General features: G+C 70.4%; 28 protein-coding genes and 1 pseudogene. 15 read left to right on the top strand and 14 right to left on the bottom strand.

Annotated elements, in window-relative coordinates:
* Positions 1 to 62: 62 nt before the first annotated feature.
* The 4 genes from N0B31_RS10845 (at position 63) to N0B31_RS10830 (ending at position 2,385) form a co-directional block, all read left to right on the top strand.
* Positions 63 to 515 carry a 30S ribosomal protein S19e gene (locus N0B31_RS10845; protein WP_260643885.1) on the top strand — a complete coding sequence of 151 codons (453 nt, stop codon included), beginning with the start codon at positions 63 to 65 and terminating at the stop codon, positions 513 to 515.
* Positions 516 to 671: 156 nt separating this feature from the next.
* The gene (locus tag N0B31_RS10840) at positions 672 to 1,034 is read left to right on the top strand and encodes a DNA-binding protein (RefSeq protein WP_260643884.1); all 363 of its coding nucleotides are present in this window, start codon (positions 672 to 674) and stop codon (positions 1,032 to 1,034) included.
* 1 nt (position 1,035) lies between these two features.
* Entirely contained in the window at positions 1,036 to 1,665 is a 630-nt protein-coding gene (locus tag N0B31_RS10835; protein WP_260643883.1) for a DUF7411 family protein, read from the top strand.
* Positions 1,666 to 1,716: 51 nt separating this feature from the next.
* Positions 1,717 to 2,385 carry a potassium channel family protein gene (locus N0B31_RS10830; protein ID WP_260643882.1) on the top strand — a complete coding sequence of 223 codons (669 nt, stop codon included), beginning with the start codon at positions 1,717 to 1,719 and terminating at the stop codon, positions 2,383 to 2,385.
* Positions 2,386 to 2,668: 283 nt separating this feature from the next.
* Here the strand turns inward: N0B31_RS10830 and N0B31_RS10825 are convergent, their stop codons facing one another.
* A complete protein-coding gene (locus N0B31_RS10825; RefSeq protein ID WP_260643881.1) occupies positions 2,669 to 3,349 on the bottom strand; it encodes a TOBE domain-containing protein in 681 nt (226 codons plus the stop codon).
* Between the two features lie 138 nt (positions 3,350 to 3,487).
* On the opposite strand from N0B31_RS10825, the gene N0B31_RS10820 reads away from it, so the two are divergent.
* From N0B31_RS10820 to N0B31_RS10800, 5 genes are all read left to right on the top strand, one after another.
* Positions 3,488 to 4,543 carry an ABC transporter substrate-binding protein gene (locus N0B31_RS10820; protein ID WP_260643880.1) on the top strand — a complete coding sequence of 352 codons (1,056 nt, stop codon included), beginning with the start codon at positions 3,488 to 3,490 and terminating at the stop codon, positions 4,541 to 4,543.
* 7 nt (positions 4,544 to 4,550) lie between these two features.
* The gene (locus N0B31_RS10815; protein ID WP_260643879.1) at positions 4,551 to 5,315 is read left to right on the top strand and encodes an ABC transporter permease; all 765 of its coding nucleotides are present in this window, start codon (positions 4,551 to 4,553) and stop codon (positions 5,313 to 5,315) included.
* The gene (locus tag N0B31_RS10810; protein ID WP_260643878.1) at positions 5,315 to 6,169 is read left to right on the top strand and encodes an amino acid ABC transporter ATP-binding protein; all 855 of its coding nucleotides are present in this window, start codon (positions 5,315 to 5,317) and stop codon (positions 6,167 to 6,169) included. The genes N0B31_RS10815 and N0B31_RS10810 overlap by 1 nt, the downstream gene beginning before the upstream one ends.
* 91 nt (positions 6,170 to 6,260) lie before the next feature.
* Positions 6,261 to 7,346 (top strand): putative sulfate/molybdate transporter, encoded by a 1,086-nt coding sequence (locus tag N0B31_RS10805; RefSeq protein WP_260643877.1) that lies wholly within the window; start codon positions 6,261 to 6,263, stop codon positions 7,344 to 7,346.
* Between the two features lie 118 nt (positions 7,347 to 7,464).
* Positions 7,465 to 7,953: a DUF7384 family protein gene (locus N0B31_RS10800; RefSeq protein WP_260643876.1), complete on the top strand. Its 489-nt coding sequence runs from the start codon at positions 7,465 to 7,467 to the stop codon at positions 7,951 to 7,953.
* A gap of 7 nt (positions 7,954 to 7,960) precedes the next feature.
* Here the strand turns inward: N0B31_RS10800 and N0B31_RS10795 are convergent, their stop codons facing one another.
* From N0B31_RS10795 to N0B31_RS10735, 13 genes and pseudogenes are all read right to left on the bottom strand, one after another.
* Complete coding sequence (locus N0B31_RS10795; RefSeq protein ID WP_260643875.1) at positions 7,961 to 8,752, bottom strand: SDR family NAD(P)-dependent oxidoreductase; 792 nt, start codon at positions 8,750 to 8,752, stop codon at positions 7,961 to 7,963.
* Positions 8,753 to 8,775: 23 nt separating this feature from the next.
* On the bottom strand, positions 8,776 to 9,279 hold the full coding sequence (locus N0B31_RS10790) for a GNAT family N-acetyltransferase (protein WP_260643874.1): 504 nt from the start codon (positions 9,277 to 9,279) through the stop codon (positions 8,776 to 8,778).
* A 74-nt stretch (positions 9,280 to 9,353) separates the two neighbouring features.
* Complete coding sequence (locus tag N0B31_RS10785; RefSeq protein WP_260643873.1) at positions 9,354 to 10,007, bottom strand: non-canonical purine NTP pyrophosphatase; 654 nt, start codon at positions 10,005 to 10,007, stop codon at positions 9,354 to 9,356.
* Between the two features lie 45 nt (positions 10,008 to 10,052).
* Positions 10,053 to 10,322 carry a DUF5808 domain-containing protein gene (locus tag N0B31_RS10780; protein ID WP_260643872.1) on the bottom strand — a complete coding sequence of 90 codons (270 nt, stop codon included), beginning with the start codon at positions 10,320 to 10,322 and terminating at the stop codon, positions 10,053 to 10,055.
* A gap of 72 nt (positions 10,323 to 10,394) precedes the next feature.
* Positions 10,395 to 11,264: a hypothetical protein gene (locus N0B31_RS10775; protein ID WP_260643871.1), complete on the bottom strand. Its 870-nt coding sequence runs from the start codon at positions 11,262 to 11,264 to the stop codon at positions 10,395 to 10,397.
* A 90-nt stretch (positions 11,265 to 11,354) separates the two neighbouring features.
* Positions 11,355 to 12,944, bottom strand: coding sequence for a bifunctional N(6)-L-threonylcarbamoyladenine synthase/serine/threonine protein kinase (locus N0B31_RS10770; RefSeq protein ID WP_260643870.1), 1,590 nt, complete (start codon positions 12,942 to 12,944; stop codon positions 11,355 to 11,357).
* Positions 12,945 to 12,948: 4 nt separating this feature from the next.
* Entirely contained in the window at positions 12,949 to 13,083 is a 135-nt protein-coding gene (locus N0B31_RS10765; protein WP_260643869.1) for a 30S ribosomal protein S27ae, read from the bottom strand.
* A 1-nt stretch (position 13,084) separates the two neighbouring features.
* Complete coding sequence (locus N0B31_RS10760; protein ID WP_260643868.1) at positions 13,085 to 13,405, bottom strand: 30S ribosomal protein S24e; 321 nt, start codon at positions 13,403 to 13,405, stop codon at positions 13,085 to 13,087.
* Positions 13,406 to 13,608: 203 nt separating this feature from the next.
* Positions 13,609 to 14,187: pseudogene (locus tag N0B31_RS10755) on the bottom strand (haloacid dehalogenase type II); the annotation flags it as partial.
* A gap of 65 nt (positions 14,188 to 14,252) precedes the next feature.
* The gene (locus tag N0B31_RS10750; protein WP_260643866.1) at positions 14,253 to 15,335 is read right to left on the bottom strand and encodes a phosphotransferase family protein; all 1,083 of its coding nucleotides are present in this window, start codon (positions 15,333 to 15,335) and stop codon (positions 14,253 to 14,255) included.
* 51 nt (positions 15,336 to 15,386) lie between these two features.
* A complete protein-coding gene (locus tag N0B31_RS10745) occupies positions 15,387 to 16,814 on the bottom strand; it encodes a cytochrome P450 (RefSeq protein ID WP_260643865.1) in 1,428 nt (475 codons plus the stop codon).
* Between the two features lie 101 nt (positions 16,815 to 16,915).
* A complete protein-coding gene (locus tag N0B31_RS10740) occupies positions 16,916 to 17,239 on the bottom strand; it encodes a hypothetical protein (protein ID WP_260643864.1) in 324 nt (107 codons plus the stop codon).
* A complete protein-coding gene (locus tag N0B31_RS10735) occupies positions 17,236 to 18,186 on the bottom strand; it encodes a winged helix-turn-helix domain-containing protein (protein ID WP_260643863.1) in 951 nt (316 codons plus the stop codon). The genes N0B31_RS10740 and N0B31_RS10735 overlap by 4 nt, the downstream gene beginning before the upstream one ends.
* Before the next feature lie 264 nt (positions 18,187 to 18,450).
* Here N0B31_RS10735 and N0B31_RS10730 point away from each other — a divergent pair, with 264 nt between their 5' ends.
* The 6 genes from N0B31_RS10730 (at position 18,451) to N0B31_RS10705 (ending at position 22,372) form a co-directional block, all read left to right on the top strand.
* Positions 18,451 to 19,671, top strand: coding sequence for a translation initiation factor IF-2 subunit gamma (locus tag N0B31_RS10730; RefSeq protein WP_260643862.1), 1,221 nt, complete (start codon positions 18,451 to 18,453; stop codon positions 19,669 to 19,671).
* Positions 19,672 to 20,049, top strand: a complete 378-nt coding sequence (locus tag N0B31_RS10725) for a type II toxin-antitoxin system VapC family toxin (protein WP_260643861.1) — start codon at positions 19,672 to 19,674, stop codon at positions 20,047 to 20,049. It begins immediately after the preceding gene.
* Positions 20,050 to 20,052: 3 nt separating this feature from the next.
* Positions 20,053 to 20,622 carry a DNA-directed RNA polymerase gene (locus N0B31_RS10720; protein ID WP_260643860.1) on the top strand — a complete coding sequence of 190 codons (570 nt, stop codon included), beginning with the start codon at positions 20,053 to 20,055 and terminating at the stop codon, positions 20,620 to 20,622.
* Positions 20,623 to 20,820 carry a transcription elongation factor subunit Spt4 gene (gene spt4, locus N0B31_RS10715; RefSeq protein ID WP_260643859.1) on the top strand — a complete coding sequence of 66 codons (198 nt, stop codon included), beginning with the start codon at positions 20,623 to 20,625 and terminating at the stop codon, positions 20,818 to 20,820.
* 27 nt (positions 20,821 to 20,847) lie between these two features.
* Positions 20,848 to 21,399, top strand: coding sequence for a GTP-dependent dephospho-CoA kinase family protein (locus N0B31_RS10710; RefSeq protein WP_260643977.1), 552 nt, complete (start codon positions 20,848 to 20,850; stop codon positions 21,397 to 21,399).
* Positions 21,400 to 21,523: 124 nt separating this feature from the next.
* Positions 21,524 to 22,372: a class I SAM-dependent methyltransferase gene (locus tag N0B31_RS10705; protein WP_260643858.1), complete on the top strand. Its 849-nt coding sequence runs from the start codon at positions 21,524 to 21,526 to the stop codon at positions 22,370 to 22,372.
* The last annotated feature ends 1 nt before the right edge of the window (position 22,373 follow it).

Below are 22,373 nucleotides of genomic sequence, written 5' to 3'. Positions count from 1 at the left end.
CGACCCGCCCGCCGCGTCGCGTAACAACAGTCTTAAACGCAATCCCGAGGATACCACAGGTAATGACGACACTCTACGACGTTCCCGCCGAGGCCCTCATCGAGGCTGTCGCGGAGCGACTCGAAGGTGAACTGGACGAGCCCGAGTGGGTCGGAATCACCAAGACCGGCGTCTCCCGAGAGCTGCCGCCCGAACAGGAGGACTTCTGGTACGTCCGCTGTGCCAGCCTGCTCCGGAAGGTGGCCGTCGACGGCCCCGTCGGCGTCGAGCGCCTGCGCGTCGCCTACGGCGACTCCAAGCAGGGTTCGACCCGCTACCGCGTCCGGTCGGACCAGAAGGCCCGCTCGTCCGGGAAGGTCATCCGCACCGCGCTGCAGGACCTCGAGGAGGCCGGCTACGTCGAGCAGAACCCCGATGGCCGCATCGTGAGCGGCGACGGCCGTGCGATGCTCGACGAGGTGGCCAGCGAGGTCCTCGAGTACCTGGACCGGCCGGACCTCGAGCGCTACGCCTGAATCGGCCCTCTGACTCCGCGTTCTCGCAGGTGGTGAGCGGCTGCTGTCGTCGGTGTCCGTGGACGGCTCCCTATCAGTCGGGTCCACGCCGCTCGCGTGCCGTTCGGTTCCTCCCCACCCGTAACCGTTTTCGACCCGGCGACACAATCGACTCCCATGAGTGGCCGAGAGGAAGACATCGAGGAACTGCGCCGCAAGAAGATGGAGCAGCTCCAGGAACAGGCCGAACAACAGCAAGGGCAGGGCCAGGGTGCGCAGGGTGAGGCCGCCGAAGCCCAGCGCCAGCAGGCCGAGGCGCAGAAACAGGCCGTCCTCCGGCAGGCGCTCACCGACGGCGCGCGCAAGCGTCTCAACACGGTGAAGATGTCCAAGCCGGAGTTCGGCGAGCAGGTCGAACAGCAGGTCATCGCGCTGGCCCAGTCCGGCCGGCTCAACGGGCAGGTCGACGAGGAGCAGATGAAGTCGCTCCTCCAGGAACTCAAGCCCGACCGGAAGTCGTTCAACATCGAGCGCCGGTAGCGTGACCGACCGGGCCGCCCCCGCCGGCCGGGCGGCCGTCCTGTTCAGCGGCGGCAAGGACTCCGCGCTCGCCGCGCTCCTGCTCGAACCGCACTACGATGTGACGCTCGTCACCTGCGGGTTCGGACTGACCGACCTGACCGAGAACGCCGCCGCGAGCGCCGCCGCCCTCTCGCTCCCCCACGAGACCCGACGGCTCGAGTCGGCCGTCCTCGAGTCGGCGGTCGACCGGCTGTGCGCCGACGGCTACCCGAACGCGGCGGTCCAGTCGGTCCACGAGGCGGCCGTCGAGCGACTCGCCGGCGACGCGGCCGCGGCCGGGTGGGACGTGGTCGCCGACGGGACCCGACGGGACGACCGGACCCCGACCGTCGCCCGACCCTTCGCCCAGTCCGTCGAGGACCGTTTCGGCGTCGCGCACGTCGCACCGCTGGCGGGGTTCGGCCGCGGGGCGGTCGACGCCCTCGTCGACGCCCGCCTCGAGGTGGAGACCGGTCCCTCCGAGACGCTGGCGAAGGGGGACTACGAGACGGCGCTCCGGGCGGCCCTGCGCGACCGGACGGGCGACGAGGCGGTGGGCGAGGTGTTCCCGGCCCACGAGCAGTCGCGCGTGGTCGGTCGCCGCGGGTAGCGGGGTCCGGACGGCGGTAACGTTTTGTCCTACCGTGTGTTACCGTGCCGCATGACGTTCGTCATCGTCGGCTACGGCCGCGTCGGGAAGCGGACCGCGGACATCCTCCGCTCGGAGGGGCACGACCTCGTCGTCGTGGAGCGAGACGAGGACAAGGCGGCCGCCGCCGCCGAGGCGGGCTTCGACGTGGTCGTCGGTGACGGCGAGGACGAGCGGGTGCTCGAGGAGGCGGGTATCGCCGAGGCCGACGCGCTGGCGGCGCTCACGGGCGACCTGAACGCCAACTTCGCGGTCTGCATGATCGGCAAGGGATACGGCTGTCGGACGGTCCTCCGCATCGACGAGGACTACCGCCAGGAGATATACGAGAAGTACGCCGCCGACGTGGACGAGATCGTCTACCCCGAACGGATGGGCGCGGCGGGGGCGAAGACGGCGCTGCTGGGCGGCGACCTGAACGTGCTCGCGGACCTGACCGAGCACCTCACGGCAGCGACGGTGACGGTCCCCGAGGACTCCCCGCACGTCGGTCGGCGGGTCGTCGAACTGGAACTCCCGGACGACGCGCGACTCTACGCCCACGGCTCGGCGAACGAGCCGCTGACCATCCCGATGCCCAGGACGGTGTTGCAGGCGGGCGACCGGGTAGCGGTCATCGCCGAACGCGAGTCGCTCGAAGCGGTGAGAGCGATGCTCGGCGGCGAGGAGGCGACGGCGTAACCTCGGGAAAGTTTCGGGCGCGCAGTGGGGAGGATGGGGAAGTTGAGGCCGTAGGTGCGCGCCCAGCAGACGCCACGACAGGGCCTACAATAAATCCGCGTCAGACGCCCGCGCGACAGGTTTCTCGCGTCGGACAGACGCACGACGGGCGGCGGACGCGACGCGCTCGTGGCCAGTACAAGTCAGTTGACTGGTACATCTCTGCCCGGCGTCGGCGGTGGCACTCGGCGAGCACGTCGGCGAGAGACTCACCGCGGTCAGGGCCGGTCGACCACGCGGCGGTTCAGCGCTCCACGGCCCGCGTGGCGGTGGCCTTGAACGTCGCCACCACGGGCCTGCCGGGTCGGAGGTCGAGGCGTTCGAGGCTCTCGACCGTGACGAGCGCGACGAGCGGGTCGGTCGCCCCCACGTCGACGGCGACGCGTGCGACGGCCTCGCCGGCGTCGACACCGTCGACGGTCCCGGCGAGTCGGTTGCGTGCGCTCGTCCCACCCGCCGGTGGGGCCTCGTCCGGGTCGTGGAGCGTCACGGCGTCGGCCCGGAGGGTCACCTGCACCGCCTCGGCACCGTCTGGTGCGAGCGCCCGCAGCTCGCCGACGCCCGTCCGGACGGTGGCGAGTTCGCCGGTTCGGCCCAGGACCTCCCCCTCGAGCACCGTCTCGGCGCCGGCGGCGACACCGGAGTACTCCGCGCGCAGGCGGTCGAACCGGGCCAACAGCGCGCGCGCTCGGTCCGTGAGCCGACTGCCGCCGCCACCGCTCCCCCCCCGGGTCCGCTCGACGAGCGGGCCGAACGCCCCTTCGAGGTCACCGAGCCGCTCGTGTGACCGGGAGTACGACCGCTCGAGCGCGGCCGCGGCCGCGTTGAGCGACCCCTCGCTGTCGACGGCACGCAAGAGGTCCGCGTCCCGCGCCTCGAACGTCACTCCGTCGGCGTGGAGTCGGGCCTCGAAACCGGCGTCCATACCGCGGGTCCGTCGCTCGCGGACAAAACCGTTCCCCCGTTCCCCGGTTCCCGTCCCCGCGATCCGGGACGACGGCCAGCGGCGGCGAGGACGTGGTGCAAAACGTTATGTCGTGGCCGGCACAACGGCGGGACACCGATGTCCGACGACCGACACGACAGCGACGGAGCTGGTCCGAGCACGGGCCGCCGAGCGTTCATCGCGGCGGCGAGCGCCGCGAGTGCCCTCGGCCTCTCGGGGTGTACCGAGAGCCTCGGCGCGAACCAGAGCGGCGACGACGGGAACGGCGACGGCGACGGGAGCGACGGCGGCAGTAGCGACGTGGGCGACGGGTCGCTCGTCCTCGCCACGACCACCAGCACGTACGACACTGGCCTGCTCGACGCCCTGAACCCGACGTTCCAGGAGTCGTTCGGCATCCAGGTCGAGACCATCTCGCAAGGGACCGGGGCGGCCATCCAGACTGCACGGGACGGTGACGCCGACGTCATCCTCGTCCACGCCCGCGGCGCGGAGGACGAGTTCATCAGCGACGGTGTGGGGCTGAACCGTCGCGACGTGATGTTCAACGACTTCGTCGTCGTCGGTCCGGAGGACGACCCGGCCGGCATCGACGGGATGGGCAGCGCGACGGAGGCGTTCGACACTATCGCCAGCGAGCAGGCCACGTTCCTCTCCCGCGGCGACGACTCCGGGACGAACAAGAAGGAACTCAACATCTGGGAGGCCGCCGGCACCGAGCCCAGCGGCTCGTGGTACCAGGAGACCGGTCAGGGGATGGGGGCGACGCTGAACCAGGCCAACCAGTCGCCCGGCTACACGCTCGCCGACCGCGGGACCTACCTCTCCCAGCAGGACGAGATCGACCTCGTCATCCACGTCCAGGGACCGCTCAAAGACGGCCCGGAGATACTGATGAACCCCTACGGGGTCATCCCGGTGAACCCGGCGGTCCACGACAACGTGAACTACCAGGCGGCGATGGCCTACGTCGGGTTCCTCACCTCACCCGGCGGCCAGACGGCAATCGAGGAGTACACCGCCAACGGCCAGCAGCTGTTCTTCCCGAACGCGCTGGCCGACGGTCCGCAGTTCGGCCAGTACGTCCCCCAGGACTTCGACGGCTCGGCCGAGTCGATGCGCCGCGCCCAGTACCGTCACTGGGTCGACACTATCGTCCCCAACGACTACTGAGGTGGCGATGGACACGGCAGTCGTGTCGCTTCCGGCCCTCCCGCTCGGCCCCACGCTCGTCCCGCTCCCGGTCCCCCTGCAGGGACTCCTCTCGGAGTTCAGCCTGCCGTACCTGTTCAGCGTGGCGAGAGTCACCCTGGAGGTGAGTCTCACCGCGGTCGCCATCGCCACCGTCCTCGGCGTGCTGACGGCGCTCGCACTCGGATTCACCGAGTTCCCGGGCAAGGGCGTCGTCGAGACGGTGGTCAACACGGGGATGGGGTTCCCGAGCGTCGTCGTGGGACTCGCGGTGTTGCTCCTGTTGTCGAACTCGGGGCCGCTCGGGACGTTCGAACTGCTGTTCACCCGGCGGGCGATGATCGTCTCGCAGATCGTCCTCGCGTTCCCCGTCATCACGAGCGTCTCACTCTCGGCCATCGAGGGGGTCGACCAGTCGCTCCGCGACGCCGCGTTCGCCGCCGGCGGCACCCGACGCGACGTCCAGTTGACCGTCGTCCGTGAGGCGCGCTACGGGGTCATCACCGCGGTCCTCGCGGGGTTCGGGCGCGCCGTGAGCGAGGTGGGGTCAGTCCTCATCGTCGGCGGCAACATCGCAATCATCAACGAGGCCGGCCAGCGCGAGTCGCTCACCCGCACCCTGACCACGGCCATCACCATCGAGGCGCGCAAGGGGCAGTACGAGACCGGCATCGCGCTCGGTGTCATCCTCCTCGCACTGGCGCTCGGCGTCAACGCGCTGGGTGGCTACGTCAAGCAACGAGGCGAGCGCTGATGGCGATGCTCGCCGCGAGCGACCTCACCTTCGGCTACGAGGACGCTCACATCCTCTCGGACGTGACCCTCTCTGCCGACCGGGGCGAGGTGCTGGCCATCATCGGTCCCTCCGGGACGGGCAAGACCACCCTCCTCAGGCTACTCTCGCTGTTCGAGCGGCCCGACGCCGGTACCGTCGCGCTCGACGGCGAGGACGTCTGGGCGCTCCCGGCCGAGGAGCGACTCGCCCGCCGCAAACGGCTGGGGATGGTGTTCCAGGACCGTTCGCTGTTCTCGACCACGGTCGGCGCCAACGCGGCTTACGGACTGACCGTGCGCCGACCGTGGCGCGACCGGATGAGTTCGTGGCTCCGAGTCCGCCTCGGGCTCGACGAGACGCGGCTCCGCGAGCTGTTCGCTACCCTCGGGATGGCCGAGCGGGTACCGCCGTGGCTCTCCAGGCTGACCGTCGAGCAGACGGTCCCCGACGCGGCCCGCGAGGCGCTGGCGACCGTCGGGATGGCGGAACGGGTCGACCAGCGTGCGAGCGAACTCTCGGCGGGCGAGGCACAGCGTGTCGCGTTCGCGCGAGCGCTCGCGCCCGACCCGGACGCCCTCCTGCTCGACGAACCCACGTCGAACCTCGACCCGCGCAACACGGCCCTCATCGAGGACGCCGTCGGGGACGCCCGTGACCGGGACATCGCCGTCGTCCTCGCCACGCACGACATGGACCAGGCCCGCCGGGTCGCCGACCGCGTGGCCGTGTTCCTCGACGGTACCGTCATCGAGCAGGGCGCCACCGACCGGGTGTTCGAGGCTCCCGGCGACGACCGGGCGCGCCAGTTCGTCGAGGGAGAACTCGTCTACTGACCGGGTAACCGTGGGCGGTTTCCCGCCGCTCGAACGGCAAACAAGTACGGTTTCTGACAATACTGAAGGTCGGTCGGGCCTCAGAACGGGTGTGAGCCTCGGGACCGGTACCGCACGCGAGCGCCGCCTCGACTTCTCGGTCGGCGAGGTGACCGGTGCGGTCGGTGACTCGGTGACGGTCCTGCCCATCGTCGTCGCCCTCGGCGCGCTGACGGACGCCTCGCTCGCGCACGTCCTCGTCGGGTTCGCCGTCTTCCAGGCCGTCTGGGGGCTGGTCTACGGCCTGCCGCTCTCCGTCGAGCCGATGAAGGCACTCGCCGGCCTCGCCATCGCCGGGGCGCTCTCCTACGGCGAACTCCTGGGTGCTGGCCTGCTGGCCGGCGCTGTCCTGCTGGCCGCCGGCCACCTCGGCCTGGTCGGTCGGGTGGCGAGCGTCGTCGGGCGACCCGTCGTCCGGGGGGTCCAGTTCGCGGTGGCGCTCCTCCTCGTCGAGGCCGGCCTCGGCCTGAGCGTCGAGGCACCGCTGGTCGCCGTCGCCGGTCTCGCGGTGGCGGGCGTGGCGACGCTCCTCGACCGCCGGGCGGGCGCGCTGGCCGTCCTCCTCGTCGGTACGGCCGTGGCACTGACCGGCGGCCTTCCGAGCGTCTCGGTCCCCGACCTCGCCCTCTTCCCGACCGGTGGTCCCGACCTCACCGTCGCCGCCGGCTCCGGTCTCGCCGCGCAGTTGGCGATGACGGTCGGCAACGCAGCCGTCGCCACCTCGCTGCTCTGTTCGGACCTGTTCGACCGCGACGTGTCGCCCGACCGGCTCTCGCGTTCGATGGGGACGATGAACCTCCTCGCCGTCCCGTTCGGTGCGGTACCGATGTGTCACGGGAGCGGCGGGCTCGCCGGGAAACACGCCTTCGGTGCCCGGACCGGCGCGGCGAACCTCGTCCTCGCCGTGGGCTACCTCGGGGCCGCGCTCGTCGCTGGTCTCTGGGTCGGGTTCCCGATGGCACTGCTCGGTGCGCTCCTGTTCGTCGTCGCCGCCAGCCTCGCCCGCACCGCGCTCACCGAGACGGAGGGGGCGGGCCGACTGCTCGCGGTCGGTGTCGGCGTCCTCGCCGTCCTCACGAACGTGGGGGTGGCGTTCGTCGCCGGCGCCCTCGGGTGGGCGGTGCTCTCGCGCCGGTGAGGCTTTGGCCCCGGCCCGACTCCTCGCCACATGGACTGGGCGACGCTGTTCGACCGGGCACCCGGAGGCGTGACCGTCGCGGACGTGCGCGAGACACTGCGGGAACGACGGGACGCCGATGAGTGAACACGAGCACGCGGACGGGCCGGACCCCACCCGCGTGGTCGCCGACGCGGACGTCCTCGCCGCGGACCTGCTGGTCGGTGGCGACGCCCGGCGGGCGCTCGACGCCCTGCGCGAGCACTCCTGGCTGACGCTCGTGGCGAGTGACCCGTTGCTCGACGACGCCGAGGCGGTCGTGAGCGAACTGGCCGACGACTCGCTCGCCGCAGACTGGCGCGAACGGGTCGAGGCGTGGCGTGAACCGGTCGAGCAGACGCCGGGCGACCATCCCGGCCTCGCCTCGGCACACGCCGGCGGCGCCGCCCACCTGCTCTCGTTCGACGAGCGACTGACGAGCGCGGCGGGTGGGGCCAACCTGAAGGGACACGTGGACGTGAGCGTCCGCACGCCCCGGGCGTTCGCCGCGGTGTTCCGACCGGAGCGGCTCTGGCCGGAGGTCGGCGAGGGTACGTATCCGGGGCCGGACCGCGACCCGCGGGGCTGACTCCCGCTCAGTGGTTCAACTGCGCCGCGAGTCTCCGGGTCACCGACCGTGGGAGGACCCCCGTCAGTTTCGCCAGCAGTTTGTAGTCCAGCCCCGGGATCACGACCGCCTTCCCGTCCATCAGCCCGTCGTAGCCGGCCTCGGCCACCTCGTCGGCCTGCTGGAACGAGACGAACCCACCCCGACCCCCGCCGATGGGTGTGTCGGTGTTCTCCGCGCGCTCCTGGAACTCCGTCTCGACGGGGCCGGGACAGAGCGCCGTGACGGTGACGCCGTGTGGCTTCAGTTCCTCGTGCAGTGCCTCGGAGAACGAGAGCAGGTACGCCTTCGAGGCGTAGTAGACGGCCATGTACGGGCCGGGCTGGAACGCGGCCGACGAGGCCACGTTCAACACGTAGCCGTCGCCTCGCTGCTTCATGTCGCGGCCGAACAGTTTGGCGAGGTGGCTCGGGACCACGACGTTCAACTGCAACTGCTGGAGGTCACGCTCGGCCTCGACGTCGACGTACTCGCCCTGCGTCCCGACGCCGACGTTGTTGACGAGGATGTCCACCTCGCGGCCCAGTTCCTCGGTGACCGTCCCGTAGAGCGCGTCACAGGCTCCGTCGACGGCGAGGTCCTGCACGACGTAGTCGGCGTCGACGCCGAACGCAGCCTCGAGTTCCTCGCAGGCCGAGGCGAGTCGCTCCTCGCGCCGGGCGACGAGGACGGGGTCCCACCCGTTCGCGGCGAACTGGTCGGTGAGCGCGCGGCCGATGCCGGCCGAGGCGCCCGTGACGAGTACCGTTCCGTGGCTCATGTCGGCCTAGGCGACGCGGCCGGTCATAGCTCTGTCCGCGCCCCTCCGAGGTCTCTGCGCATCTCGACCACCGTCAGGACGGCGCCGCTCGTCTCGTGGTCACGCTCAGCGACCCGCTCCCACCCGCTGGCCTCGTAGAACGGGACGGCGTTCAGCGACGCCCACAGTCCGAGGGACTCGTGGCCCGACGCCCGCGCGTAGCCCTCGAGGTGCGCGAGGATGGCGCTCCCGACCCCACGACCGGCGTGGTCCGGACCGACGTAGACGGCCTCGACGGCCGCGTCCGTGCCGTACCCCTCGCCGTCGTCGGTGAGGTGGCCGAAGCCGGCGAGTCCGTCGTCCCGCTCGGCCACGACGTAGTACTCCCCCGGTTCGCCGATGGGGTAGCCCGGCGCGCCGTCCGGGAGCGTGGCCCACGCCTCGACCTGCTCGTCGGTGTACGTCTCGGGACCGAACGCGTGGATTGAGGCGACGTGGAGGTGCATCATCGACTCGGTGTCCTCGGGGTTTGCGGGGCGGACCTGCATCGGTCCCCCGTCGGACCCCGAGGGTCGTGGTGGTGTCGGTCAGACAGGTGGCGGTGTCGGGAGCACTCGCCTCCCTAGCGCTCGGCGTACCACTCCGCGAACTTCGCCAGCGCCCGCCCCCGGTGGGAGATGGCGTTCTTCTCCTCGGTGCGCATCTCCGCGAGCGTCTGCCCGTCGTGTTCGAAGATGGGGTCGTAGCCGAACCCACCGTCGCCACGGGGTTCGACGATACGCCCCGGCACACTCCCGGTGAACAGTTTGACCGGGAGCGACCCCTCCGCGACGGTGTCGTCGGTGGCTGCACTCCCCCGGTCCTCGGCCGAGAGGTCGGCGCCCCGGCGGTCCCCGAGGTCGACGGGTTCGGGCGTGGCGGCGAACCCTTCGCCGTCACAGTAGGCGACGACACACCGGAAGGCCGCCCGCGGTGTCTCGCCGAGTTCCGCTCGAGCGACTCGCCCGACCGTCTCCACGCCGAGGGTGTCCTCGACGTACGCCGAGTAGGGGCCGGGGAAGCCGCCGAGTCCCTCGACGAACAGGCCGGCGTCGTCGACGATGACTGGTTCCTCGCCAGCGGCCCGGAACGCCTCTCGCGCCCCGTGGGCCGCGATGGGTTCGAGCGTGTCGGCCTGCACCTCGGTGTAGTCGTAGTCCAGCGGTTCGACGCTGTCGAGGTACTCGCGTGCCTCGCGGACCTTGCCCTCGTTGGTCGTCACGTAGCGGAGCGTCACGACTGGCGGTGCGAGCGGGGGGAGTAAGACGACTGCGTTTGCCGCTCAGTCGACGAGCACTTCGACCGGTTCGTCCTCGGCCCCCTCGGCGGCCTTCGCGGACTGGGTCTCCTGGTAGATCAGCCCACCGGCGACGAGGAGGACGACCCACGAGCGCCAGTTGGCGAGGTTCAGCGTGTAGCCGATGCCGAACGGCTTCTCGACCAGCATCCCCTCGCCGGGCTGCCAGTAGGAGGAGAACATCCGACCCAGCGACGGCCGCTCGAAGTTGTACGGGATGCCGAACAGTTCTCCGGACTGAGGTTTGTCTGCCATGGCCCGGCGTACGACAGCGCAGGATAAGGGTTTACTGGTGGGTTCGGAATCGGGCTGTGGGTGCGAGCTGGCCTACGGCGGATAGACGGTCTTCGATTCGATGTCGTCGAAACGTCCCGTTGCGCTGTCGTAGAGGTACACGTCGAGTCGGTACCGGGGCTGTCGTCCCCATCCCCTGACCAGGAGTGTCGTCCTCGACTCGCCGCTGGCGACCGACGTGTCGAAACTGTACGTGACGATGTTACCTTGTGAATCTCGCAGGACGTACACCAGCCAGTGGTCGTCGTCGACACCGCTCAACGTCGTCTCGACGTCGAACACCTCTTCGGTCCAGCTGCCGCGGGATTCGAGACGCTTGTCGGTCACCGTGACCGAATCGATGGTCGGTGATGGTGCCGGTGTGGGCGTTGGCGTCGGTGTTGGTGTCGGTGTTGGGGTGGGAGTCGCGGTCGGTGTCGCTGTCGGCGTTGGTGTCGGTGTTGGCGTGGGAGTCGCGGTCGGTGTCGATGTGGCCGCCGGCGTCGACGTTCCAGTACCCGTCTCCGTGGACGTCGGCGGTGCGAACTCGGACAGTGTCGCCGACTGACGGCTGCTCTCGCCGGTCCAGACGACTCGCACCGGTTCGCCGTCCCAGTCGTCGTCCAACACGAGGCTCTCGCCGGGCGAGACGTTCCCGGCCCACTGTTTCGAGAACGCCTCGCCCGACCGGTCCTCGAGTCGCAACTCGTCTCCGTCGACCGTCTCGGCCCCGACGTACGTCAGCCGCACCGACTCACCCTCGAAGTCGGCCTCGAACGCGGTGACCGGCGGCTCCGGTTCGAACACGTTCGCCACGCCGACGCTCCCGACCACGGTCGCCGAGACGGCCACGACGGCTACGAGGAGCAGCGAGCCGACGACTGAGGAGTCGCCTCGAGTGCCGCCGTCGGTCCTGTCGAGCATGGTGTCGTCCACCCCCCAGTGGAGTCTCTAGGAGACACTCATCGTCTCGAGAACATAGCCTATGCGGTCGTTCCGAGACGCGAGCCGTGACTACTGGTACCGTCCCCGCCCCTCCACCTCGCGCAACTGCGCGACGACTGCCTCGTCGCCCCGCTCCCGGTAGGCATCCTCGAACGCCGCCCGCAGCGCGTCGGCGTCGTCCGCGGTACCGGCCAGCGACTGCTCGAACACGTGCAGGTCCATCGCGTGGTCCTCCACGTCCTCGGAGTAGTAGCCGAGGCCGAAGTCGACGAGGTGGGTCCGGCCACCGTCCACCCGGACGTTCCGCGGCGTCGGGTCGCCGTGGACCAGACTGGCCCTGTGGAGCGCCGCGAGGTGCCGACCAACGTCGCGGACGCCACGCTCGTCCAGTCGCTCGCGCAGGTCACGCTCGCCCACCGTCTCGAACGTCAGTGTGGCCTCGACGTCGTCCACGTCGAAGACGACGGGGGTGGGCACGCCCTGCCGCCGGGCGTCGCTCGTGAGCCGCGCCTCCGAACGGGTCCGCTCGGCTCGCAGTCGCTCGTCCAGCGCCGGGTGGCGGTAGGACTTGGGCCGCCGGCGCTTGGTCACCCGCTCTGGGCCGATGTCGACGAGCGCCTCGGCGCCGCGCACCTCGGTGGCGTCGACCCGACGCGCCGGTGGGTTCGCGGCCCGCCACGACACCGCCACCTTGTCCGGCCGGAAGTCCGGCAACACCCGCGAGTCCTCGACCGCGACGGTGTCGCCGGCCTCGTACATCGTCGCGCCGAGCACGGCGATCATCCCGGCGTTGTCCCGGAGGAAGCGTGGCTCGGGCGCGTAGAACTCGGCTCCACGCGCCTCGCACATCGCCCCGAGCATCTCGCGCAGGCGGCCGTTCTGTCCTACGCCACCGCCGAGGACGAGTTCCTCGCTCCCGGTCAGCGAGAGCGCCCGTTCGGCCACCTCGGTCAGCATCCCGAAGATATTCTCCTGCAGGGAGAAACAGACGTCCTCGACGGGGACGCCGTCGTCCACCGCCTGCTTCGCGGCGCTCATGATACCCGAGAACGAGAAGTCCATCCCCTTCACGACGTACGGCAGGTCGACGTACTCGCCGTCCTTCGCGGCCTGTTCGACCTTCGGGCCGCCGGGGTGGGTCCAGTCGAGGTGGCGGGTGAACTTGTCGATGGCGTTGCCGACGCCCGTGTCCATCGTCTCGCCGACCACCCGGTAGCGACCGTTGCGGTAGGCGAGGACGTGGGCGTTCGCACCGCTCGCGTTCAGGCAGATGGGGTCCTCGAACCCCGAGCGGTGTCGGCCGATCTCGAGGTGTGCGACCATGTGGTTCACGCCCACGAGGGGCACGTCGAGTCGCTGGGCGAGCGCACGAGCAGCGGTCCCGACGATGCGGAGGCAGGGGCCGAGACCGGGTCCCCTGGAGAACGCGACGGCGTCGACGCCGCCGTCGCCCTCGTGGGTCTCGCGGGCGTGTTCGAGGGCCGTCTCGACGACGCGCGGGATGGCACCGCGCATGTGCTCGGCGGCCTCGCGCGGGTGGATGCCGCCGCTCTCGGGCTGGTAGGGGTCGCTCTCGATGAAACAGCGGTCGTCCCCCGAATCGAACAGCGCCGCGCTGGCCGCCCAGGCGGTGCCCTCGATGCCGAGGACGCGGGTCACCTATCTACTTCCACTCGGTGTACGAGCAGCGCCCGCAGTGGAGGCGGTCGCTGTGGTCACCGAGGAACGTGTCCCCGCAGCGGGGGCACATCTGCTTGTCCGTGGTGCCGTCGTCGTTGTAGTACTCGTGACGGCCCATCTCAGGCCTCCTCCGCCTCGGCCTCGGCCTCGGCCTCCTCGTCGACGCCGATCTTGTTGCGCTCGAGCATGTAGGCCTGCTCGACGTCGCGGGCGGCGTCCGGCGTGTCGTACACCTTCGCGTAGCCGATGGACTTGCGCATCCCGTACTTGGTGTCGACGGCGTGGACGACGACCTCGGCGGCGTCCTTGTTCAGTTTCGCGGCGAGCGAGTCACGCACGGACAGTCGCGAGGGCGTGGCGTCCTCGTGGACGACCTCGAAACGGACGTCCCGACGGTGCAACATCGGGTTCTCCTGCTCGGAGATGATGTCGATTTCCATGGTTCGTTGGTACGTAGATGGCCCGGAGAGCCGTAAAAGGATATCGGAGTCTTTCAGCCCGCGTACGCCGTTCGTCTCCACACGCAGTGGTGCCGCCGCTACACGCCCAGTTCGTCGGCCAACTCGTGGAACGACTCGACCTCGAGGTCCGGTCGCGGCCCGTAGGTGACGAACGGCCCGCCGTCCCGGTTCACCCACACCGCCTGCATCCCGGCGTGTTTCGAGCCGTGGACGTCGAACCACCCCGCCGAGACGTGGGCTAGCTTCTCGATGGGGGTCCCCGTCCGGCCCGCCGCGTGCCGGTAGATCTCGGGGTGGGGCTTGAACGTCTCCACCTCGTCGGCGCTCACGGTGTCGACCAGCAGGTCGCCGATGTCGGCCTGCTCGACCATCGTCGCCAGCATCTCCGGGTTCCCGTTCGAGACGACGTAGAGGTCGTACTCGTCGGCGAGTCGGTCCATCCCCGACCGGACGTCCTCGAACACGTGCAGGTCGTGGTAGACGCTCGTCACCTCGTCGCGGGTCGCCTCGTCAACCTCGCCGTCGCCGAACAGCGCGAGCGCGTTCGTCGCGGCGTGCCGGTTCATCTCGTAGAACGGCTCGTACTCGTCGATCTCGTTGGCGACCATCGTGTACAGCAGCGAGTGGGCGCGCCAGTGGTCGGCCGCTCGCTCGGGGTCCTCGACGCGGCCCTCCAGCGCCTCCACCGCCGACGCCACGTCCACGATGGTACTGTACGAGTCGAAGGTGACCGTCTCCACGCGGTCCGGGTCGAACGACATGGCCGTAGTAGAGCACCGGGGGTCAAAGGTGTGCGCCGTGTGCGCACGCCGCCCGCGACCCACTACTACTCCGCTGCCGCCTCGAGGATGTGTTCGGCGACGAGCGCCGTGTACTCGACGACCGGGAGCGCGTCGACGGGGTCGGCTGCCCCCGTCGCCACCGCGTGTCGGTGGATGTCGGCCCAGACCGTCGCCAGCCCGAACGCCGCGAGCGCCCGGTAGAACGGACCGTCGGTGAACGACCGACTCGAGCGTGCCTCGTAGCGCGCGACCAGTTCGTCGGCAGCGGGGCTCCCCGGCCGGTGCGTGAACGGGCTCAGCCCCTCGCGGTGGAGTTCGTGGACCCGGTCCATCCCCGCGGCGTCGGCGGGGGCGTCGACGGCCGACGGGGCCGGCCACGACTCGGTCCCGCCCCGCCAGTCGAGCAGGAGGTACCCCAGCTCCGTCAGCGGGTCACCGAGCATCGCCGTCTCCCAGTCGAGGACCCCCGTCACGGCGAGGGGGTCGCCGTCGAACAGGAGGTTGCCCGGCCGGAAGTCACCGTGGACGAGCGCCTTCTCCGTCGCCGCGGTGGCCGGCACGCGCTCGCGGAGTCGGTCGGCCACCCGGCGAAGTCCCGCGAGTCGGTGGCCCGTCGCGTCGGTCACCGCGTCGACGCGGGTGGCGGTCCGCTCGATCTGCTCCTGCGTAGTGACCCGCTCGCAGACGGTCGCGAACGGAGCGGTGTCGACGGCGTGGACCTCGGCGAGCGTCTCGACGACGAGCGTGGCGACACGGTCACGGGTGGCCGGGGTCCGGTACCGCTCCGGCAGGTCGGCCCCCCACGGGAACGGCCGGCCCGGCAGGTGCTCGACCACGGCGAACGGCCGGCCGAGGAGCGACGCGTCGCCGTGGTACAGCACCGGCGCTGGCGCGGGGACCGGGGTCTCGGTGAGTCGCTCGAGGACCGCGTACTCCGTCCGCAGGTCGACGAACACCTCGCTCTCGCGCAGGGCCGTCGGTCGCCGGAGGACGTAGGCCGAGGGGTCGCCGCTCTCCGCCGTGGTGACGGCGACGACCCGGTTCAGGCCGTCGGCGAGCAGCTCGAGGCCGGTGACGTGCACGCCGAGTTCGGCGTCGAGGGTCTCGACGAGTTCCGGGTGGTCCACGTCGGGCGCTCGGCGGGTGGTGAGAAGAGGCTATCGCCGGCGTGTGAACCCTCAGCGTTCGGTGACGAGGAACTGCTCACCCGCTCGCATCCGGGTGGTCATCTCGAAACTCGTCGGCTCGTCGTCGTCGTCGCCGAGGTGGTAGAGTTCGTACTGCCGGCCGACCGTCGCGAGCGCGAGTTTCGCCTCCAGCAGGGCGAACTCGCGCCCGATACAGATGCGCGGGCCGCCACCGAACGGGGCGTACGCGAAGTTGTGTAGCGACTGCCTGAACTCGGGGGTCCACCGCTCGGGTCTGAACTCGTCGGGGGCCTCGAAGAACCGCGGGTCGCGCTGGATGCGGAAGATGGGGATGGAGATGCGCCCCCCGGCGGGCACCCGGTAGCCGTCGAAGGCCACGTCCTCGTCGGCCAGTCGTGGGAGGGTGTGGACCGGCGGGAACAGCCGTAGCGTCTCGGTGACGACGCGCTCGGTCACCTCAAGGTCGTCCACGTCGGCCATCGTCGGCGGACCGTCGAGCGTGTCGACCTCCGCGTGGAACCGCTCGCGGACCTCCGGGTGGTGTGCGAGCAGGTAGAACGCGAACGAGAGCGTGGTCGTCGTGGTGTCGTGGCCCGCGAATATCATCGTCACCATCTGGTCGCGCAGGCGCTCGTCGGTGAGCATCCCCGAGTCGGTGACGCCGGCCTGTCGCAGCCCGACGAGCAGCGAGAGCAGGTCCGTCGCCTCGCTCGGGTCGGTGGGTGCGCCCTCGGCCGTCTTCTCCTCCAGCAGTCGGGTCGCCTCGCGTTCGAGTGTCCGCTTCGCCTCCGTGAACCGTCGTCGGGCGGGCGTCGGCACCCAGTTCGGCAGGAACCACGACGTGGGGAGGAACCAGTCGTGGAGGCGCTCGGACGCCTCGCGGATGGCCTCGTCGCCGTCGAGTTCGAGTTCGCGCCCGAGCACGGTGGCGAACAGCACGTCGAGGGTCATGTGGGTCATCTCGCGCTGCAGGTCGATGCGCTGGCCGTCGGCCCACCGGTCCGACCGGCGCCGGATCTGCTCGACCATCCCGTCGCCGTATCCGCGGACCGACTCCCGGACGAACAGCGGCTGGAGGACGTCGCGTTGCTGACGCCACTCCTCTCCCTCGACCGTGAGGAGCCCCTCGCCGAACGCGATGGAGAAGTCGTCGGTCTTGCTGAACCGGTCGCGCTCGGTCAGCAGGATGCGCTTGGAGTGTTCGGGGTGTGCGAGGTTGTAGATGTCGCCCATCCCGACGAAGTGGGTCCGGACGACGTCGCGGGTGGCCATCGACTCGAACATGAACCGCCTCGGGTCGCGCATCTGCCGGAGGACGTGGAGCTTCGGGGACCCGAGGTTCGGCGGGTACGGTGGCAGGGGAAGCGCCGAGACGTCGACGTCCTCGGTCGGTGACGACCCCGCCTCGGCCACCGCCTCCAGTGTCCGGTCGGCGTACTCCCCGGTGTCGGAACTCATGGCCCGACCGTAGCCTTCCGTGCGGATAAGTATCGTGCCAGCGATACGCACGTGGTTTATGTAGGGGGCGGCTCCGGGTCGTCCCGGTACCAGTACGCGTCTCAGACGCCGAGCCGAGCATAGAGGGCGCTGGAGAGTTTCATGGCCACGACGGGGAGCGAGACGGCGAACGCGAACGCCGCCGTCCACCCGAGGACGACGCCGGGGGTGCCGCCGGCGTTCACTGCGAATACGACGGCGTAGCCCGCGGCGGCGACCACCACGGCGAGGACAGCCAGCATCGCGAGCGCGACCAGCGCGTCCGTCGCCAGCCGCCGGCTCCGCCGTCTGAGGTCCGTCCGGTAGGTCCCGAGTGTGGCGAGGCGCTGCCGGGTCGCGGCGGCCACTCGTGCCCCGACCGAGCGGAGGGTCGACGCCGGACTCACGCTTCGACCTCGCGGGCCCGTCGCTCCGTGTCGACCACGGCGAGGTCGCCGTCGAGGCGGGCGACGAGCGTCTCGCCGTCGAGGCTCACCTCGACGCGGAGCCGCCACGGCTCCTCGCTCTCGACGGTCGTGTGGCGGTCGGTCACGCACCACTCCAGCGTCCAGTACGGCACCTCGTTCAGGTCGACGCCGTGGTCGCGGTAGAACGAGACCACCTCGGCGTCGTCGAGCAGCGCGAGCCCCACAGAGGAGGCGGTGTGGAGGTGACAGCGCTGGCACTCGTAGTCCACCTTCACGTCCAGCCCCATCCGCTCCTCGCCGTCGGCGCGCTCGACGGTCGTGACCATCCGGCCGTTACACTCCGGGCAGACGCCGTCCTTCGAGAGACAGGCGAGGTGACGCGCGCGCTGGTTGAACGCGTCGAGTATCTCCTCGCGGGTCCGGTCCTCGAGGCCTCCGGGCGGGAACTCGTAGGCACCGTGGGGCCGCTGGCACTCCGCACACCGGACGAGGAGGTGTTCGTCGCGGTACTCGGCCTGCAGGGGGCCGTCGCACTCGACACACTCGCCCTCGACCTCGAACGGGTCGAGTCGCGGGTCCTGGTTGAGGGTGCCGGCGAGCACCGAGCGGATGACCGCACGGCCGGCCTGTCGGAAGTCGTAGCCAGCGCTCTCGCCGTGCTCGTCCTCGACCTTCCGGACGAACTGGCCGGTCAACTTCGAGAGGTGGTAGTTGAACTGCGCGGAGTCACGCATCCCGACCTCGCGCCGGAGGTCCGAGAAGGAGACGGGCCGCTCGACCTCCCAGAGCGCCTCGAGGATACGGAGGCGCGTCTCGTTGCCGACGACCGCGAACGCCTCGGCCGGGGAGATGCACTCCTCGCAGGCGAGCAGTTCGTCGTCGTCGCCCGCCGTGGAGGGGTCGCGGGCGTCGCGTGCGTCGCTCATGAACGGCCACTGGGCCGCGAGTGGCTAAAGGCTTCGCTGAAACGAAGTGAAGTGCGTCGGCGAGACCGACCCGAGGTGCGGGTCGAGCCGCGGTCGCGATGCGGTGCGGTCCCGTAACCCACCCGCCACGAGGCGGCTTGCCGCCGAGTGGCGCCTTTTTGACCCATGTTTTTGCGGGAGTGGTGCGCCGCAGGCGCACCCGAGCGGAAAAACATGGTTCGGTACCCTTATACTTCGCAGGCGTCGATAGCCACTACATTACTGATGTCGCAGACACACCGACAACCGGAGGTGAACATCGGACTGGTCGGCCACGTGGACCACGGGAAGACCACACTGGTCCAGGCCCTCAGCGGTCAGTGGACCGACCAGCACTCCGAGGAGATGAAACGCGGCATCTCCATCCGCCTCGGCTACGCCGACGCCACGTTCCGCCGCGTTCCGGGGGTCGACCCGCCGGAGTGCTACACCGTCGAGGAGGAGGTCGACGGCGAGGAGACCGAGATCCTCCGGACGGTCTCGTTCGTCGACGCGCCCGGCCACGAGACGCTGATGGCGACGATGCTGTCGGGCGCCTCGCTGATGGACGGTGCCGTGCTGGTCATCGGGGCGAACGAACCCGTCCCCCAGGCCCAGACCCAGGAGCACCTGATGGCGCTGGACATCATGGGGCTGGAGAACATCGTCATCGCGCAGAACAAGATCGACCTCGTGGCCGACGCCGAGGAGGCGAAGCGGAACAAGGCCGAGATCGAGGAGTTCGTCGAGGGCACCGTCGCCGAGGGCGCGCCCATCGTCCCCATCTCGGCCCAGCAGGGCGTGAACATCGACCTGCTCATCGACGCTATCGAGGAGACCATCCCCACGCCCGAGCGCGACCCGGACGCCGACGCGCGGATGCAGGTCGCCCGCTCGTTCGACATCAACCGCCCCGGCACGACGTTCGAGAACCTCTCCGGTGGGGTCATCGGCGGGTCCCTCACCCGTGGGAAACTCACCGTCGGCGACGATATCGAGATCCGTCCCGGCGCACAGCCCGACGGCGACGAGTACGTCCCCGTCACGACGACGGTCCGCTCGCTGCAGGCCGGCGGCCAGATGGCCGACGAGGTCACCCCCGGTGGCCTCGTGGGTGTCGGGACCGGACTCGACCCCTCGATGACGAAGGGTGACGCGTTGGCCGGGCAGGTCGCGGGCCCGCCGGGGTCGCTCCCCGAGGTCCACGACTCGTTCACGATGACCGTGGACCTGCTGGACCGCGTCGTCGGCGACGAAGAGGCCGAGATCGAGGAGATCTCGACGGGCGAACCGCTGATGATGACCGTCGGCACGGCGACGACGGTCGGGGCGGTCACGTCGGCCCGGACCGGGGAGTGTGAGGTGCGGCTCAAGCGCCCCGTCTGTGCCGACCCCGGCGCCAAGATCGCCATCAACCGACGGGTCGGCTCGCGCTGGCGGCTCATCGGCGTCGGGACGCTGGAGTAGATGAACGTCGTGCTCGACACGAACGCGCTGATGATGCCGGTCGAACTGGACGTGCGACTGTTCGACGAACTCGACCGCATCCTGCCGCCGGGGTACGAGCTGTTCGTGCCCGAGGCGGTCCTCGACGAGCTGGCGAAGCTCTCGTCGGGTGCCGGGACGGAGGCCACCGCCGCCAGCGTGGGGGCGGACCTCGCCGAGCGCGCGACGCCGGTCGAGCACGACGCGCCCTACGCCGACGACGCGGTGCTGGAGGTGGCCCGCGAGCTGGAGGCGACGGTGGTGACGAACGACAGACCGCTCAGAGACCGCCTGTTCGAGGCGGGGGTTCCCGTAATCGGTTTACGGGGGCACAACAAACTCGAACGCAACGAACCATAGCACATGTACAAACGCGTACGACTCCGTGACACCGTCGAGGTCCCACCCGAGTTCCTCGCGGACGTCACGCCGGACCTGGTGAAACGACTGCTGCAGGACAAACTCGAGGGGCGGATGGACGAGGAGGTCGGCTCCGTCGTCAGCGTCGTCGAGGTGCGGGACATCGGCACGGGTGCCGTCCTCCCGAACCGTCCCGGCGTCTACTACGAGGCGGACTTCGACGCCATCACGTTCGACCCCGAGATGCAGGAGGTCGTCGACGGCGAGGTCGTCGAGGTCGTCAACTTCGGCGCCTTCGTCGGCATCGGTCCCGTCGACGGACTGCTGCACGTCTCACAGATCTCCAACGAGTACCTCGCGTTCGACGACGAGAACCAGCAACTGGCCTCTCGTGACTCCAACCGCGTCCTCGGGGTGGGCGACGCCGTCCGCACGCGCATCGTCACGAAGTCCATCGACGAGCGCAACCCGCGGGACTCGAAGATCGGTCTGACGGCGAAACAGCCCGGCCTCGGCAAGGACGAGTGGCTCGAAGCCGACCGACGGCGCCGCGAGGCGCAGACGGGGGACTAGATGGCGCAACGACTGGTCTGTCGCGAGTGCCACCGTGTCCTCGACGTCGACGAGGGGGGACAGTGTCCCGTCTGCGGGTCGAACTCGCTCACCGAGGACTGGGCTGGCTACGTCGTCATCGCCCACCCCGAGTCGAGCGAGATCGCCAGTGAGATGGGCGTGACCGAACCGGGCAAGTACGCGCTGAAGGTCCGGTAGATGGGCGACGCGGACGGCTCCGATAGCGTGGCCGACGTGGTCCTCAGCCTGCCGCACGAGATGCGCGGGGAGCTGAAGGACCCGATGGGGGCCATCTACACGGACGCCGCCGACCTCATCGCCGAGGCGGGCGACCCCATCGTCGCCGTCGGCGACGTCGTCACCTACCACCTCCTCGAGGCGGACCGCCGGCCCGACGTGGCGCTCGTCGACGGGAAGACCAAACGCGAAGCCGTGGCGGAGGCGGTCTGGGACGCCATCGAGGGGTTCGACCACCGTGTCGAGGTGGCGAACCCGCAGGCGACCCTGTCCGCCGACCTGTTGACCGAACTCCGGGCGGCCATCGACCGCGCGGCCGACGGCGAGACGACCGTCCTCGTCGTCGAGGGCGAGGAGGACCTCGCCGCCCTCCCGGTGCTGGTCGCCGCGCCCGACGGGGCGAGCCTCGTCTACGGCCAGCCGGACGAGGGGATGGTCCTCGCGACCGTCACGCCCGAGGTACGCGAGGGCGCCCTCGACCTGCTGGAACGGATGGACGGCGACCCGGCGCGGATGCGCGAGTCCCTCGGCCTCGACTGACAGCCGGTAGTTTCTTCCTGCCAGCGTTCGCCGGGGCGAGTGCGCGTTCTCACCCCGTGGTAGCGATGCAACTGTCCACGGCGACGCACCGACCGCCGACCAGCGACGACGCCGGGGGTGGGCGATGAGGCCGCTCGCGCTCGACGCGCTCCCGCAACACTCGGGGTGGGCACGGTACCTGCTCGACCCGCACGGTGACCCGCCGGACGACCCGGTTGCCTACACCACGGCCGACCGCTATGACGGGATCTACGGGCACTTCCTGTCGGCCTATCGCGACGAGGGGCTCACGCCCGAGGCGCTCGCACGGCGGGTGTCCGCTGCCGGACGCGACGACCCCGGTCCCGTCTCGATACGCGAGTCGCTCCACCTCGTCTCGCCCGCCGAACTGCTCGAACTGGAGCGGTTCGAGGTGCAGACGGCCGTCCGTGGCGTGCCCACCCCCGACACCGTCCTCGACCTCGGCTGTGGCTGGGGGGCCACGCTCGCGCCGCTCGCCACGGCGTTCCCCGACGCGAGCGTCGTGGGCGCCGAACGGAGCCAGTCGGGCGTCGAACTCGCCCGCGAACTCCACGCCGACCACGACCGGATATCGGTCGAGCGGTTCGACCTCGCCGGGTCGTGGGGCCTCGTGGACGAGGTTCCGGGCGACGTGCTCGTGTTCACCCGCGGCGTGCTGACGACGCTCGACGACACCGCGGGCGTGGTCGAGCGGTTGGCCGAGCGCGCGGCCGGGGGCCGGGTGGTCGGCGGCGTCCACCTCGAACAGGTCGACGCACACCCGGAGACGACCCTCGGGCTGTTGCGCCGGCACTACGCTCGAGTACGGGGGTACGACGACACCGCGCTCGCGGCCCTGCGCGGGGACGCCCGCCTCGCGGTAGAGCGGGTGGTGTACGACACGCTCGGGCCGAACCCGCTGCACCCACAGACGGCCGTGCACTGGCGCCCCAAGCCGGGCGCCGACCGGTAGC

This window comes from Salinirubellus salinus (assembly GCF_025231485.1).
GTDB classification, from domain to species: Archaea; Halobacteriota; Halobacteria; order Halobacteriales; family Haloarculaceae; genus Salinirubellus; species Salinirubellus salinus.
This window is presented reverse-complemented; position numbering and strand designations above follow the sequence as displayed.